Genomic DNA, 13,829 nt, shown 5'->3' on the forward strand with positions numbered 1-13,829 from the left:
ATTCCTCAGGATCGTCCTTCCCCGTCGGCCCCTTCGAGGGCCTTGTCCAGGATGCCGGGCAGCGCCTGGAGGAGGGCGTCCACCTCGTCGTCGTGGAGGTTGAGCGGCGGCATCAGCCGTACGACATCGGGGGCGGGCGCGTTCACCAGGAAGCCGGCGTCCTGAGCCGCCTGCTGCACCTGGGGCGCGAGCGGCTCGGTGAGCACGATACCCAGGAGGAGCCCGGCGCCCCTTACACGGCCGACGAGCGGGTGCCCGAGGGACGCGATCGCGTCCCGCAGCCGGGCCTCCGCGCGCTTCACGTTGTCCAGGAGGCCCTCGCCCGCGACGGTGTCGAGCACCGCGAGGCCGGCCGCGCAGGCGACGGGGTTCCCGCCGAACGTCGTGCCGTGGTGACCGGGTTCGAGCAGCCCGGCCGCCTCGCCGAACGCGACGGTGGCGCCGATGGGCAGTCCGCCGCCGAGCCCCTTGGCGAGCGTGACGATGTCGGGGTCGATGCCCTCCTCGGCCTGGTACGCGAACCAGTGGCCGGTCCTGCCGATGCCGGTCTGCACCTCGTCGAGCACGAGGAGGGTGCCGGTGGCCCGGGTGATCTCCCTGGCCGCCCTGAGGTAGCCGGCGGGCGGCACGACGACGCCGTTCTCGCCCTGGATCGGCTCGATGATCACGAGCGCGGTCTCTTCCGTGACCGCCGCCCGCAGCGCCTCGGCATCCCCGTACGGGACGTGCGTGACGTCGCCCGGCAGCGGCAGGAAGGGCTCCTGCTTGCCGGGCTGGCCGGTCAGCGCGAGGGAACCCATCGTGCGGCCGTGGAAGCCGCCCTGCGTCGCGACCATGTGCGAACGGCCCGTCAGCCGGCCGATCTTGAAGGCGCCCTCGTTGGCCTCGGCGCCCGAGTTGCAGAAGTACACGCGGCCGGACCGGCCGAACAGCTGGAGGAGCCGTTCGGCGAGCGCGACGGGCGGCTCGGCGACGAAGAGGTTCGAGACATGGCCGAGGGAGGCGATCTGCTCGGTGACCGCCCGGACGACCGCGGGGTGCGCGTGACCGAGGGCGTTGACCGCGATGCCGCCGACGAAGTCGACGTACTCCTTGCCGTCGGCGTCCCACACCTTGGCGCCCGCGCCGCGGACGAGGGGCAGCCGGGGCGTGCCGTAGTTGTCCATGAGCGCGCCCTGCCAGCGCGCGGTCAGCTCCTGGTTGCTCATGACTCCCCCTGCTCGTCGATGGCGTGTACGTCGGTGGAATCGGGGGCGTCCGGCACGACCATCGTGCCGATGCCCTCGTCGGTGAAGATCTCCAGCAGGATCGAGTGCGGGACCCGGCCGTCGATGACGCGGGCGGTCGTCACGCCGTTGCGCACGGCGTGCAGGCAGCCCTCCATCTTCGGGACCATGCCGCTGGCGAGCTCGGGAAGGAGCTTCTCCAGCTGCTTGGCGGTGAGCCGGCTGATGACCTCGTCGGAGTTCGGCCAGTCCTCGTAGAGGCCCTCGACGTCGGTCAGAACCATCAGGGTCTCGGCGCCCAGCGCCGCAGCGAGAGCCGCAGCCGCCGTATCAGCATTGACGTTGTAGACATGTCCGTCGTCCTGGGAGCGGGCGATCGAGGAGACGACCGGGATGCGGCCGTCGGCGAGCAGGGCCTCGATGGCGCCTGTGTCGATCTCGGTGATCTGGCCCACCCGGCCGATGTCGATGAGTTGGCCGTCGATCTCGGGCTGGTGCTTGGTGGCGGTGATGGTGTGCGCGTCCTCGCCGGTGAGGCCGATGGCGAGCGGGCCGTGCTCGTTGAGGAGCCCGACGAGCTCGCGCTGCACCTGGCCGGCCAGGACCATCCGCACCACGTCCATCGCGTCCTCGGTGGTGACCCGCAGGCCCGCCTTGAACTCGCTGACGATGCCGTGCCGGTCGAGTGCCTTGCTGATCTGCGGTCCGCCGCCGTGCACGACGACGGGCTTGAGGCCCGCGTGGTGCAGGAAGACGACGTCCTGGGCGAAGGCGGCCTTGAGGTCCTCGTCGATCATGGCGTTGCCGCCGAACTTGATGACGACGGTCTTGCCCTGGTGCCGGGTGAGCCAGGGCAGCGCCTCGATGAGGATCTGCGCCTTGGGCAGCGCGGTGTGCTTCCGCGTCGTGCTCATGAGCTGTACGCGCTGTTCTCGTGGACGTAGTCCGCGGTCAGGTCGTTGGTCCAGATCGTCGCGGTCTCGGAGCCGGCCGCCAGGTCGGCGGTGATGACGACCTCCCGGTAGCGCATGTCGACGAGCTCGCGGTCCTCGCCGACGCCGCCGTATCTGCAGACCCAGACGCCGTTGATGGCGACGTTCAGCTGGTCGGGCTCGAAGGCGGCGGACGTCGTGCCGATCGCGGACAGCACCCGGCCCCAGTTGGGGTCCTCGCCGTGGATCGCGCACTTGAGGAGGTTGTTACGGGCGATGGAGCGGCCCACCTCGACGGCGTCGTCCTCGGTCGCGGCGTTGATGACGTCGACCTTGATGTCCTTGCTGGCGCCCTCTGCGTCGCCGATGAGCTGCCGCCCGAGGTCGTCGCAGACCGTGCGGACGGCCTCGGCGAACTCGGCGTATCCGGGGGTGACTTCGGCGGCGCCGGAGGCCAGGAGCAGCACGGTGTCGTTCGTCGACATGCAGCCGTCGGAGTCGACGCGGTCGAAGGTGACCTTCGTGGCGTCCCGCAGGGCCTTGTCCAGGACGTCGGCCTCCAGGTCGGCGTCCGTGGTCAGGACGACGAGCATGGTGGCGAGGCCGGGGGCGAGCATGCCCGCGCCCTTGGCCATGCCGCCGACCGTCCATCCGTCGCCCTCGAACACCGCGGTCTTGTGCACGGAGTCGGTGGTCTTGATGGCGACGGCCGCTTTTTCGCCGCCGTGCGGGCCGAGCTGGGCGACCGCCGTGTCGACACCGGGCAGGAGCTTGTCCATGGGGAGGAGTTCGCCGATGAGGCCGGTCGACGCGACGGCGACCTCGCCCGCGTTCAGGCCGAGCGCCTGCGCGACCTTCTCCGCCGTGGCGTGCGTGTCCTGGAAGCCCTTGGGGCCCGTACAGGCGTTGGCGCCGCCCGAGTTGAGGACGACGGCGGACACGAGCCCGCCCTTGAGGACCTGCTCCGACCAGAGCACCGGCGCGGCCTTCACACGGTTGGAGGTGAAGACGCCCGCGGCGGCCAGGCGGGGCCCGTTGTTGACCACGAGGGCCAGGTCCGGGTTGCCGTTCTGCTTGATCCCGGCGGCGATGCCCGCCGCCGTGAATCCCTTAGCTGCCGTGACGCTCACGGTGTCTCCTTGTTCGCTTCTCCGCCCGCGCAGCGCAGCGGCGCGGCTGTCATACCCGTCTGCGGCCGGGTGGCTGCGCGTGCGACGCTCACGGTGCCACTCCGATCGTGGAAAGTCCGGTGGTCTCGTCGAGACCGAGGGCGATGTTCATGCTCTGGAGGGCGCCGCCGGCGGTGCCCTTGGTGAGGTTGTCGATGGCGCTGATCACGATGATCCGGCCGGCCTCCGAGTCGTACGCGACCTGCACCTGCACGGCGTTCGAGCCGTACACGGACGCGGTCGCGGGCCACTGCCCCTGGGGGAGGAGGTGCACGAACGGCTCGTCGGCGAAGGCCTTCTCGTAGACGGCCCGCACGCTGTCGGCGCTCACGCCCGGCTTCGCCTTGGCGCTGCACGTGGCGAGGATGCCGCGCGGCATCGGCGCCAGCGTCGGCGTGAAGGAGACGGAGACCGGCACGCCGGCGACCGCGCCCAGGTTCTGGATCATCTCGGGCGTGTGCCGGTGGCCGCCGCCCACTCCGTACGGGGACATGGAGCCCATGACCTCGGAACCGAGGAGGTTCGCCTTGGGCGCCTTGCCCGCGCCGGACGTCCCGGAGGCGGCGACGATCACGGCCTCCGGCTCCGCGAGCCCGGCCTCGTACGCGGGGAAGAGCGCGAGGGAGACGGCGGTCGGGTAGCAGCCGGGCACCGCGATGCGCTTGGTCCCCTCCAGCGCGGCGCGCGCGCCGGGCAGCTCGGGGAGCCCGTAGGGCCAGGTCCCGGCGTGCGCGCTGCCGTAGAACTTCTCCCAGTCGCCCGCGTCCTTCAGCCGGAAGTCGGCGCCCATGTCCACGACGAGCGTGTCCTCGCCGAGCTGCTCGGCGACGGCGGCGGACTGCCCGTGCGGCAGCGCGAGGAAGACCACGTGGTGCCCGGAGAGCACCTCGGCGGTCGTCGGCTCGAGGATCCGGTCGGCCAGCGGCACCAGGTGCGGCTGGAGTGCACCGAGAGCCTGCCCCACGTTCGAGTTGCCGGTCAGGGCCCCGATCTCCACATTGGGATGAGCGAGCAGCAGACGCAGCAGCTCTCCGCCCGCGTATCCGCTTGCCCCTGCCACTGCTACGCGTACCGCCATGGAACCCTCCTCTTGGATGGCATGACTATACGTGCGCATGCACGTTTATGCAATGTGGATGATCGTCGGGTGCTCTCTCAGGCGTCAGTCGGCGATCAGCCGGTCCCCGCCGCGCCACGACTGGCCTGACGCGGCGCGCTGTCGCTGGCGGCGTACGAGGTAGCGGCCGGGGGCGATGCCGGTACCGCCGTGTTCGGGGTGGATCGGATGGGCGACGGCGGTGTTCTCGGTCATGCCGAGGGCGAGCGCGACCCCGTCGGGGGACGGGGGCCGGGAGGCGGCAAAATGGGGAACAGGTGCGACGAGATGGGTGGGACGAGATGAGTGAGCCCTGGCCGGTTCCCGATGCGCTGGCCCATCTGGCGGGCCGGTGGCACGTCGAGCGGACGGTGCGGGACCTCGCCGACGACGCGGTCGGCACCTTCTCCGGGACCACCGACTTCGGTCACGAGGACGGCGGCGGGCTGCTGCACCACGAGGCGGGCACCTTCGTGTGGCACGGCACCGCCCGGCCCGCCGAGCGCACGCTGCGTTTCCTGCCGGGCGACGCTCCCGGCACGGCCGTCGTGCAATTCTCCGACGGCCGCTACTTTCACGACCTGGACCTGCGCACCGGCCGCCACACGGCGGACCACCCCTGCGCGGCGGACCTCTACCGCGGCGAGTTCGAGGTGACGGGCCCGGACCACTGGCGGATGGAGTGGCGGGTGAAGGGCCCGGCGAAGGACCTGGTGCTCACCACCGCGTACACCCGCGCCGCGGCCTGACTCAGACCGCGGCGTCGAGCCGTACGCTCCAGCGGCCGGCACTCCCCGTGAGGACCGCGGTCGACAGGGGGCGTACGTCGATGTTCCAGTACGTCGGCGGGGGCGCCTTGAGCGCGTAGACGAGCGCCGCGCGTACGACGGCCGGTTCGGCGACGGCCACGACGGTCGCGCCGTCGTCGTGCGGCCGTGTGTCGAGCCAGCCGCCGACCCGCGATATGAACGCGAGCAGCGACTCCCCGCCGTGCGGCGCCGAGCGCGGGTCGCGCAGCCAGGCGTCGACGGCGCCCGGCTCGACGGCCGTCACCTCGGCGAGCGTGCGCCCGCGCCAGCGGCCCATGTCGCAGTCCCGCAGGGCGAGTTGGGACAGGGGCGCGAGGCCGAGCGCCTCGGCGGTACCGCGGCTGCGGGCGGTGGGCGCGCAGTAGCGCAGTTCCGCCGCGGCGAGCGGCACCAGTACGGGCGAGGCCAGCTCCACCTCGTGCCAGCCGGTGTGGTCGAGGGGCCGGTCGTCGTCGAAGCGCTCGGCGAGCAGCGAGGCGCTGCGCGCGGCGGCCAGAAGCGTCACGCGAACGGGCATGCGGCGATCGTGGGGCGTGCCGCGGCTGCGGTCAAGGGTCCACGGGGCGTATGCCAGCCGCATGCGCCCCGCCGCGCGCTCACCGCAGGATGAGCGCCATCCAGTTGTCCGGCTCGGCGAGGGGTGCGAAGCCGACCTTCTCGTACACCCCGTGCGCGTCCTGAGTGGCGAGCATGATGCGGCGCAGGCCGAGCGGCTCCAGGTGGTCGCGGACGGCGGCGACGAGCGCGGTGCCCACGTTCTTGCCGCGGACGGCCCGGTCCACGTAGACGTCGCAGAGCCAGGCGAAGGTGGCGTGGTCCGTCACGACACGGGCGTACGCGACCTGCTCGCCGGAAGCGGAGTCGTACACCCCGAAGTTCAGCGATCCCGCGATCGCCCGGTCCTGGTGTTCGCGGGCGCGGCCCTTGGCCCAGTAGGCGTCCGTGGAGAGCCAGCGGTGCACGCGGTCGGCGTCGATGCGGATGGCGTCGGCCGAGATCTCGAAGCCGTCGGGGAGTGCGGGGGTGGCGGGTCGTGTGTCGGTCATGACGCGAGATTTGCAGGCGGGGCCGGTGTCCGTCGAGCCGGTTTCGGATGCTGATCGCCCCCGTCGCCTACTGGATCGTCTCGTCGCACGCGGTCCGCAGCCGGCGGATGCCCTCCGTGATCTCCGCGGGTCCGGCGACCGCCGCGAAGCTCAGCCGGATGTGCGGGGCCGGGGGCTCGGCGGAGAAGTACGGGCGTCCGGGCGCGACGGCGACGCCCGCGCGCAGCGCTCCCGCGACGAGCGCCGCCTCGTCCGTGCCGTCGGGCAGCCGCGCCCACAGGAGATAGCCCCCCAAGGGCACGTGCGCCACGGCGAGTTCGGGCAGGGTGGTGCGCAGGGCCGCCGTCATGGTGTCGCGGTGCAGCTTCAAGTGGGCGGCCACGGTGCGCAGGTGACGCGGCCACGCCGGTGAGCCGACCAGTTCGAGGGCGGCCTCCTGGAGCGGGCGCGGCACGAAGAAGTGGTCGACGACCTGGATCGCGCGCAGCCGTTCGAGGACGGGGCCGCGCGCGGCGAGGCAGCCGATGCGGAAGCTCGGCGAGGTCGCCTTGGTCAGGGAGCAGACGTGGACGACCACACCGTCGTGGTCGTCGGTGGCCAGCGGCCTGGGCAGCGGTCCCGCGTCCTCGTGGACGAGGCGGCGCACGAAGTCGTCCTCGACGATGAACGCCCCGGCCTCGCGTGCGATCCGCAGCACCTCGGGGCGCCGCTGCGCGGACAGGACCGCACCGGTCGGGTTCTGGAACAGCGGCTGGCACACGAACACGCGCGCGCCCGTCGCCCGGAAAGCCTCGGCGAGCAGCTCCGGACGCACCCCGTCCGTGTCGACCGGCACGGGCACGGGCCGCAGCCCGGCCGCGCGCGCGATCGCCAGCATGCCCGGGTACGTGGGCGATTCGACGAGGACGGGGGCGCCGGGCGGGGCGAGGGCGCGCAGCGCGGTGGCCAGGGCGGACTGGCCACCGGACGCGATCAGTACCTCGGCGGCGGTGATGGCGCCACCGATGCCGCGCGCGAACCACTCGCGGAGGTCGGGGATGCCGTCGACCGGGGGCCGCCCCCACGCGCCGGGGCGGCGGCCCGCGCGGGCCAGCGCCGCGGCCATGGCGCGTTCCGGCTGGAGCGAGGGGTGCAGATAGCCGCCGTTGAACTCGACGACACCCGGGGGCGGGGCGGAGAGCGTGACCAGGACTCCGGAGGCGTCCACGGCCCGCGGTACGAGCTCGGTCGCGGAGTCGGCGCTGAGCGCGAGCTCCTGCCAGGAGGTGTCACCGGCCGGCTCTGCCGCGGCGCGGGGCTCCGCGCGGAACGCCCCGGCTCCGGGGCGCGTCACGACGAGCCCCTCGGCGGCGAGCTGCGCGAGCGCACGCGACACGGTCACCGGACTCACCCGGAACCGCTCGACGAGAACCCGGCTGGACGGCAGCTTTCCACCTGGAGAGTAGCGATCCAGCTCTCCCCGCAGCCGTTCCGCCAGGTCACCCACACTGCTACGCTCATGCATGAGTACAGAGAATAGCGCTACTGCCACCACAGGGATAGCAGTTGCCGGGAGCGCGACCCCCGTCCGGGGCGCCGCTCCCACCCCCCTCACGCCGAAGGCGACCCGTGGCGGGACCGTCCTCGCGGCGCTCGGCGTCACCGCCTTCTCGCTCACCTTCCCCGCCACCGCCTGGGGACTCGAAGGGTTCGGGCCCTGGAGCCTCGTCACCGTGCGGAGCGTCCTCGCCGCCGTGATCGCCGGCTCCTGTCTGCTCGCGCTGCGCGTCCGCGCCCCCGAGCGCCGCCACTGGGCCGGTCTCGCGGTGGTCGGCGCGGGCGTCGTCCTCGGGTTCCCGCTGCTCACGACGCTCGCCCTGGAGACGGCCACCACCGCGCACTCCGCCGTCGTCGTCGGCCTGCTGCCCCTGACGACCGCGCTGCTCTCGGCGCTGCGCACCGGCGCGCGCCCCTCTCGCAGCTTCTGGATCGCGGCCTGCGCGGGCGCCGCAGCGGTGATCGCGTTCACCGTGCAGCAGAGCGGCGGCACGCTCACGACCGCCGACCTGTACCTCTTCGGCGCGCTCCTCATCTGCGCCGCCGGCTACACGGAGGGCGGCCGCCTGGCCCGCGTCATGCCGGGCTGGCAGGTCATCGCCTGGGCGCTCGTGATGTGCCTGCCGCTCGCCGTGCCGGGGGCGGTCGTCGCGCTGAGCCACGAGCCCGTCCACCTGACGGGGCACGCCGTCGCGGGGCTGCTCTGGGTGGCCGTGGGTTCGCAGTTCGTGGGCCTGGTCGTCTGGTACCGCGGCATGGCCGTCATCGGCATCCCGAAGGCGAGCCAGCTCCAGCTGGCCCAGCCCCTGCTCACCCTGGTCTGGTCGGTGTTCCTGCTCGGCGAGCAGCTCTCCCCCGCCGCGCCCCTGACCGCGGCCGCCGTACTCGTGTGCATCGCGGTAACCCAACGGTCCCGCGGCTGAGGGTCCCCGACTCGGCGACCCGGTCCTACTCTTGAGATACGGGTCGACGAGGGACGAGGAGGTCACTCACGATGCGTGCCACCAAGGGCGACCAGCTGCGGGTGCACGGCAGGACCGTGGGCGAGCACGACAGGGTCGCGGAGATAGTCGAGGTCATGGGCCACGACGGCGAGCCGCCGTTCAAGGTCCGCTTCCAGGACGGCCACGAGGCGGTGATGTCACCGGGCCCCGACTCCGTCGTGCAGCACGAGGAGCCGGCCCCCTAGTCATCGCACGGTCATCACAAGCGGCCTAGTAGTGGTCCTCGACCACCCGGGCCATGGCGCCGATCGGGTCGGCGCCCACCTCCTTCGCCGAGAAGAACACGTGTCCGTTCACCTGCGGGTAGCTCTCGGCGAAGGTGAGGTGGCGGGAGAGTTCGGCCGGATCCTGCCACTGCGCGGGCTGCGCCGGATCGCCCGCCTTGTAGAGCGCCTCTCCCGCGTAGAGGCGCACCCCGGTCCCGCGTACGACGTCCGCCCACCAGGGCACGAGCTTCGCGTAGTCCGCGGCGGCGAAGCCGATGTTCCAGTAGATCTGCGGGCAGATGTAGTCGATCCAGCGCTCGCGCACCCACCTGCGGGTGTCGGCGTGCAGGTCGTCGTACGTCTGCACCCCGGCCCGGGTGTCCGAGCCGAGGGGGTCCGTCGCCGCGTTGCGCCACACGCCGAAGGGGCTGATCCCGAACTGGGTGCGCGGTCGGATCCGCTTCACGCTCGCGGCCATCTCGCGCACGAGCCGGTCCGTGTTGTCGCGCCGCCAGGAGGCCCGGTCGGGGAAGTTCCCGCCGTGCGCCGCGTAGGCGGCGTCGTCGTCGAAGACCTGGCCCGCGACCGGATACGGGTAGAAGTAGTCGTCCCAGTGCACGGCGTCGAGGTCGTAGCGGCGGACGGCGTCGAGCATCGCGTCCTGGACGAACTTCCGCACCTCGGGCAGGCCCGGGTTGTAGTAGAGCTTCCCGCCGTAGGGGACCACCCAGTCGGGGTGCCGGCGGGCCGGGTGCGTGGACACGAGACGGGAGAGGTCCGTGTGGTTCGCGACGCGGTAGGGATTGAACCAGGCGTGCAGTTCGAGCCCGCGCCGGTGCGCCTCCGCCACGGCCGTGCCGAGCGGGTCCCAGCCCGGGTTCCTGCCCTGCACTCCGGTGAGGACGTCCGACCAGGGTTCGTACGGGGAGGGCCACAGCGCGTCGGCCGTCGGCCGCACCTGGAAGACCACGGCGTTCAGGTGCCGGCCCACCGCCGTGTCGAGGTGGGCGATGAGCTCCGTACGCTGCTGAGCCGCGCTCAGGCCCGGCTTCGACGGCCAGTCCCGGTTGGCCACGGTCGCCAGCCACATGCCCCGCAGGTCGCGGGCCACCGGAGCGTGGCCGGAGGCCGACGCGGCCGCGTCCCCCGCGGCGAGTCCGGTCAGCGCGGCCGCCGCCGCGATCGTGAAGCCCCTGCGTGACAAATGCCTCATACGCCCACCCCCTGGCCAACAGGCCCGGCCGTTCCGGTCCGCACAGACGACAGCATGCCCGACCCGGCCCCTCCTGTACGGCAGGTTCCGAGTAACGTGCAGGGCCGAGGCAGGCGCCGGAACCCGGGGGTCCTGCCGGCCGGAGAACAGCGAAAGGCACGAGGTGACCGACCCTATGGGGGACATCCAGCGCGTCGGAGTGGTGGGCTGCGGCCAGATGGGAGCCGGGATCGCAGAGGTCTGCGCCCGCGCCGGTCTGGACGTCATGGTGGCGGAGACCACCGGAGAGGCCCTGGAGATCGGCCGTACCCGGCTGCACAACTCCCTCTCCAAGGCGGCCGAGCGCGGCAAGATCAGCGCCGAGGAGCTGGCTGACACCCTGGCCCGCCTGAGCTTCACCACCGACCTCGGGGAGTTCTCCGACCGGGACCTCGTCATCGAGGCCGTCGTCGAGAACGAGCAGGTCAAGACCGAGATCTTCCAGGTGCTCGACCAGGTCGTCACCCGGCAGGACGCCATCCTGGCGTCCAACACGTCCTCGATCCCGCTGGTCAAGCTGGCCGTGGCGACCTCGCGCCCCGACCACGTCATCGGGATCCACTTCTTCAACCCGGCGCCCGTGCAGAAGCTCGTCGAGCTGATCCCGGCCCTCACCACCTCCGAGGGCACCGTCAGCCGCGCGCAGGCCCTCGTCGAGAAGATCCTCGGCAAGCACGCGATCCGGGCCCAGGACCGCTCGGGCTTCGTGGTCAACGCGCTGCTGATTCCATATCTCCTCTCCGCGATCCGGATGTTCGAGTCGGGCATCGCCAGCCGCGAGGACATCGACAACGGCATGGAGCTCGGCTGCGCCCACCCCATGGGCCCGCTCAAGCTCTCCGACCTCATCGGCCTCGACACGGTCGCCTCGGTCGCCGACTCGATGTACTCGGAGTTCAAGGAGCCCCTGTACGCCGCTCCCCCGCTGCTCCAGCGGATGGTCGACGCGGGCCGTCTCGGCCGCAAGACGGGCTCGGGTTTCTACCAGTACGCGTGACCTTGCGCGGTTGACTCTGCGTAATCGTGGGTTCGGGCCCGGCGCTCTTCGGAGTGCCGGGCCCGAACCATTCACACACCGTGTGCGCACCGGGCTCGCATATGCCCATCGCACACTCTCCCGCCGTACCCACCAGGCGAGTTGACTTTCCGTGCGTAAGGCAACGGATCTGCCGACTACGGAAAGGAGCCGACCCGTGACCGCCGACCCCGAGCGTCCCGTGGTCCCGGAAGAACTCGCGGAGTTACGCCGCAGCCTCGATGTGGGTCTCACCCGCGTCGACGGCAAGCTGGCGTTGCTCACGCAGCGCGATGAACAGAGCGTCAAGGATCAGGACGATCTGAGCACCCGGGTCACCGCCCTCGAGCACACCCGATGGCCACTGCAGGCCGTCGCCGCGATCACCGCGGCCGGCGCGCTCGCCGTTGCCGTCTGGCAGGCGTTCGGACGCTGAATCCCTCAGCCGGGGGTGTCCTGTCCCAGCCTGAGATGGTGCAGCATCAGCAGCGCGGCCGCCATGTTGGCGGCCGGGACCTCGCCGCGGGCGACCATGTCGGGGACGAGCTTGAGAGGGACCCACTCCCTGCGGTCCGACTCGAAGTCGTCCTCGGGATGGCCGACGTACGAAGCCTCCTCGGCCCAGTAGACGTGGTGCCTGGCGTCCTCGAGACCGTTGGACGGCTCCACGCTCATCAGATGGCGTAAGGGTCCCGGCCGCCAGCCGGTCTCCTCCTCCAGTTCCCTGGCGGCCGCGGCGGCGATGTCCTCGCCGTCCTCGACCACCCCCGCCGGGAGTTCCCAGCCCCAGCTGTCGGTGATGAAGCGGTGCCGCCACAGGAGCAGCACCTCGTTGGCCTCGTTGACCACGGTGGCCACGGCGACCGGCCGCAGCCGTATGACGAAGTGGTCGAGATGTCGGCCGTCCGGGAGCTCGACATCCGCGAGATTGACCCGGAACCAGCGGTTTTCATACACAGTCTGTTCGTTCTGTTTCGTCCACTGCACGGTTCTGCCACCTTCCGCCGAGTTAGATGGCAATATCCCAGCAGCGGGGCGTGAGAGAGCAGTGCAGGTCGGGCTCAGAGCGGTACGCGCAGCGCCCCGTCGATGAGTTCGGCGGCCTCCGCCGTGCCGGCGCAGCCGTTGCGGACCAGGTGTTCGCGTACCGCCCGGAGTCTGTCGCGCAGCCGCTGCGACTCCATTCCCCGTGCCTGTTCGGCCATCTCCACGGCGATCGCAACGGCCTTCTCGGCGTTGCCCTGTCTCAGCTCGATCTGGCTGAGCATGGCCAGGCGGTGCACCCGTCCCCGGTCGTGGGCGGGGTTGTGCACGGCCGCCGCCGCGTGCTCACGCGCCGAGGCGAGGTCGCCGAGGCTCAGCAGGGCCTCCGCCACCTGCACGTTGACGAGTCCGGGCTGGACATAGCCCGTCTCGTCCGGTTCGTGGCCGCGCCGGATGCGGTCGGCGGCCGACTCGGCGCGCCGGATGCAGGACAGGGCACCGGTGCCGTCACCGAGGTGTGCGTACGCCTTGGCCTGCATCGCGTACAGGTCCGAGGCGAGCGCCGGGGTGATGTGCCGTCCCGCGGCTCGCAGCGCGGCCTCCGCGAAGGCCACCGACTGCCGGTACTGCCGCATGTGGAGCGACTGGTTGACCAGAAGGGCGATGACATAGGCGCCGAGACCGCGGTCCCCGCTCGCCTTGGCGAGGCGCAGGGCCTGGTGGAAGTAGCGCTGGGCGAGGCCGTGTGCGTCGGAGTCGTAGGCGCAGATGCCCGCGATGGCGACCAACCCGCCGGTGGCGCGGTGCAGTTGGCGGCCCGTGTCATCGGTGTAGCTGCCGCGCAGCAGGGGCGCCGCCTCGGTGTTGAGGAAGCCGACGATGCGGGTGCGCGTCGCGATGCCGCCGGCCTTGCGGTACATCTGCTCGTAGTGCGTGCGGGCCGAGCGCATCATCTCCAGGTCGGCGGCGCTGACCCGGTGGCGTCCGCCGCGCGACACGTCGGTGTCCTCGGGCGGGTTCTCCCACTCCCATACGGGCATCACGGCCGGGGTCCCGGTGACGGCGGGGGCGCCCAGTATGTGGGGCCGCTGCTGTTCGTCCGAGCGCCACAGGGCGGTGGCCCGCTCGACGAATCCGGACAGGCTCTGACCGTGCGGACTGGCCGGCTCGCCGGGCACACCCAGGCCGATGTCGTCGAGGGTGACGGGGCGGTGCAGGCGGGCGGCCAGGACCTCACAGATCAGGTCGGGCACCTGGCCGCGCGGCCGCTGGCCCTTCAACCACCGTGCGACGGCGGTGTGTTCGTAACGCAGGGCGAGCCCCCTGGCGCGGCCCGCCTGGTTCACATGTGCGGCGAGGCCCGCATGGGAGATCCCGGCCTCGTCGAGGATCGCGTCGAGCAAAGTGTTGGGCTGCATGGAGGCCCTCCGGTGGCTCGGTGCCGTCAGCGTAGTGGAGCGGGCTTCACACGGGGTGTGAACGGAGTGCCCGAATCCGGGTGGTGCGCACTCTTTTGTGGCGTGATGCAACTCGATTGACTGAACTGCCTCGTAA

Annotated in this window: 16 protein-coding genes; 5 read left to right on the forward strand and 11 right to left on the reverse strand. The window is 71.8% G+C overall.

Translation table 11 applies throughout. The features are described from left to right. Positions 1-5: 5 nt before the first annotated feature. The 5 genes from AC07EJ_RS30405 to AC07EJ_RS30425 all read right to left on the reverse strand — a co-directional run bounded on the left by AC07EJ_RS30405 (position 6) and on the right by AC07EJ_RS30425 (position 4,639). Positions 6-1,208: an acetylornithine transaminase gene (locus AC07EJ_RS30405; protein ID WP_389483926.1), complete on the reverse strand. Its 1,203-nt coding sequence runs from the start codon at positions 1,206-1,208 to the stop codon at positions 6-8. Then, positions 1,205-2,140, reverse strand: coding sequence for an acetylglutamate kinase (gene argB / locus AC07EJ_RS30410; protein ID WP_389483928.1), 936 nt, complete (start codon positions 2,138-2,140; stop codon positions 1,205-1,207). Before argB ends, AC07EJ_RS30405 begins: the two co-directional genes overlap by 4 nt. Continuing rightward, positions 2,137-3,288 (reverse strand): bifunctional glutamate N-acetyltransferase/amino-acid acetyltransferase ArgJ, encoded by a 1,152-nt coding sequence (gene argJ, locus AC07EJ_RS30415; protein ID WP_389483931.1) that lies wholly within the window; start codon positions 3,286-3,288, stop codon positions 2,137-2,139. The genes argB and argJ overlap by 4 nt, the downstream gene beginning before the upstream one ends. An 88-nt stretch (positions 3,289-3,376) precedes the next feature. Then, a complete protein-coding gene (gene argC / locus AC07EJ_RS30420; RefSeq protein ID WP_389483933.1) occupies positions 3,377-4,405 on the reverse strand; it encodes an N-acetyl-gamma-glutamyl-phosphate reductase in 1,029 nt (342 codons plus the stop codon). A gap of 84 nt (positions 4,406-4,489) precedes the next feature. Continuing rightward, complete coding sequence (locus AC07EJ_RS30425) at positions 4,490-4,639, reverse strand: hypothetical protein (RefSeq protein ID WP_389483936.1); 150 nt, start codon at positions 4,637-4,639, stop codon at positions 4,490-4,492. An 86-nt stretch (positions 4,640-4,725) separates the two neighbouring features. Here AC07EJ_RS30425 and AC07EJ_RS30430 point away from each other — a divergent pair, with 86 nt between their 5' ends. Next, the gene (locus AC07EJ_RS30430) at positions 4,726-5,172 is read left to right on the forward strand and encodes a DUF6314 family protein (RefSeq protein ID WP_478885483.1); all 447 of its coding nucleotides are present in this window, start codon (positions 4,726-4,728) and stop codon (positions 5,170-5,172) included. A 1-nt stretch (position 5,173) separates the two neighbouring features. On the opposite strand, the gene AC07EJ_RS30435 is transcribed toward AC07EJ_RS30430, so the two are convergent. From AC07EJ_RS30435 to AC07EJ_RS30445, 3 genes are all read right to left on the reverse strand, one after another. Further along, on the reverse strand, positions 5,174-5,749 hold the full coding sequence (locus tag AC07EJ_RS30435) for a histidine phosphatase family protein (protein ID WP_389483941.1): 576 nt from the start codon (positions 5,747-5,749) through the stop codon (positions 5,174-5,176). A gap of 79 nt (positions 5,750-5,828) precedes the next feature. Beyond that, the gene (locus AC07EJ_RS30440) at positions 5,829-6,278 is read right to left on the reverse strand and encodes a GNAT family N-acetyltransferase (protein ID WP_389483943.1); all 450 of its coding nucleotides are present in this window, start codon (positions 6,276-6,278) and stop codon (positions 5,829-5,831) included. A gap of 67 nt (positions 6,279-6,345) precedes the next feature. Further along, complete coding sequence (locus AC07EJ_RS30445; protein ID WP_389483945.1) at positions 6,346-7,782, reverse strand: aminotransferase-like domain-containing protein; 1,437 nt, start codon at positions 7,780-7,782, stop codon at positions 6,346-6,348. Between AC07EJ_RS30445 and AC07EJ_RS30450 the strand changes: the two genes are divergently transcribed. After that, the gene (locus AC07EJ_RS30450; RefSeq protein ID WP_389483947.1) at positions 7,781-8,737 is read left to right on the forward strand and encodes a DMT family transporter; all 957 of its coding nucleotides are present in this window, start codon (positions 7,781-7,783) and stop codon (positions 8,735-8,737) included. The genes AC07EJ_RS30445 and AC07EJ_RS30450 overlap by 2 nt on opposite strands. 71 nt (positions 8,738-8,808) lie before the next feature. Continuing rightward, on the forward strand, positions 8,809-9,003 hold the full coding sequence (locus AC07EJ_RS30455; protein ID WP_362905948.1) for a DUF1918 domain-containing protein: 195 nt from the start codon (positions 8,809-8,811) through the stop codon (positions 9,001-9,003). 25 nt (positions 9,004-9,028) lie between these two features. On the opposite strand, the gene AC07EJ_RS30460 is transcribed toward AC07EJ_RS30455, so the two are convergent. Further along, entirely contained in the window at positions 9,029-10,237 is a 1,209-nt protein-coding gene (locus tag AC07EJ_RS30460; RefSeq protein WP_389483949.1) for a glycoside hydrolase family 10-like protein, read from the reverse strand. A 175-nt stretch (positions 10,238-10,412) separates the two neighbouring features. Here AC07EJ_RS30460 and AC07EJ_RS30465 point away from each other — a divergent pair, with 175 nt between their 5' ends. After that, entirely contained in the window at positions 10,413-11,273 is an 861-nt protein-coding gene (locus tag AC07EJ_RS30465; RefSeq protein ID WP_389483951.1) for a 3-hydroxybutyryl-CoA dehydrogenase, read from the forward strand. A gap of 196 nt (positions 11,274-11,469) precedes the next feature. After that, on the forward strand, positions 11,470-11,727 hold the full coding sequence (locus tag AC07EJ_RS30470) for a hypothetical protein (protein ID WP_389483953.1): 258 nt from the start codon (positions 11,470-11,472) through the stop codon (positions 11,725-11,727). A gap of 5 nt (positions 11,728-11,732) precedes the next feature. Here the strand turns inward: AC07EJ_RS30470 and AC07EJ_RS30475 are convergent, their stop codons facing one another. Both AC07EJ_RS30475 and AC07EJ_RS30480 read right to left on the reverse strand, forming a co-directional pair. Next, positions 11,733-12,278, reverse strand: coding sequence for an NUDIX domain-containing protein (locus AC07EJ_RS30475; RefSeq protein WP_389483955.1), 546 nt, complete (start codon positions 12,276-12,278; stop codon positions 11,733-11,735). Positions 12,279-12,352: 74 nt separating this feature from the next. Beyond that, the gene (locus AC07EJ_RS30480) at positions 12,353-13,693 is read right to left on the reverse strand and encodes an NsdA family TPR-like regulatory protein (RefSeq protein ID WP_389483958.1); all 1,341 of its coding nucleotides are present in this window, start codon (positions 13,691-13,693) and stop codon (positions 12,353-12,355) included. Between the last annotated feature and the right edge of the window lie 136 nt (positions 13,694-13,829).

Source organism: Streptomyces sp. NPDC045026, from assembly GCF_056432625.1.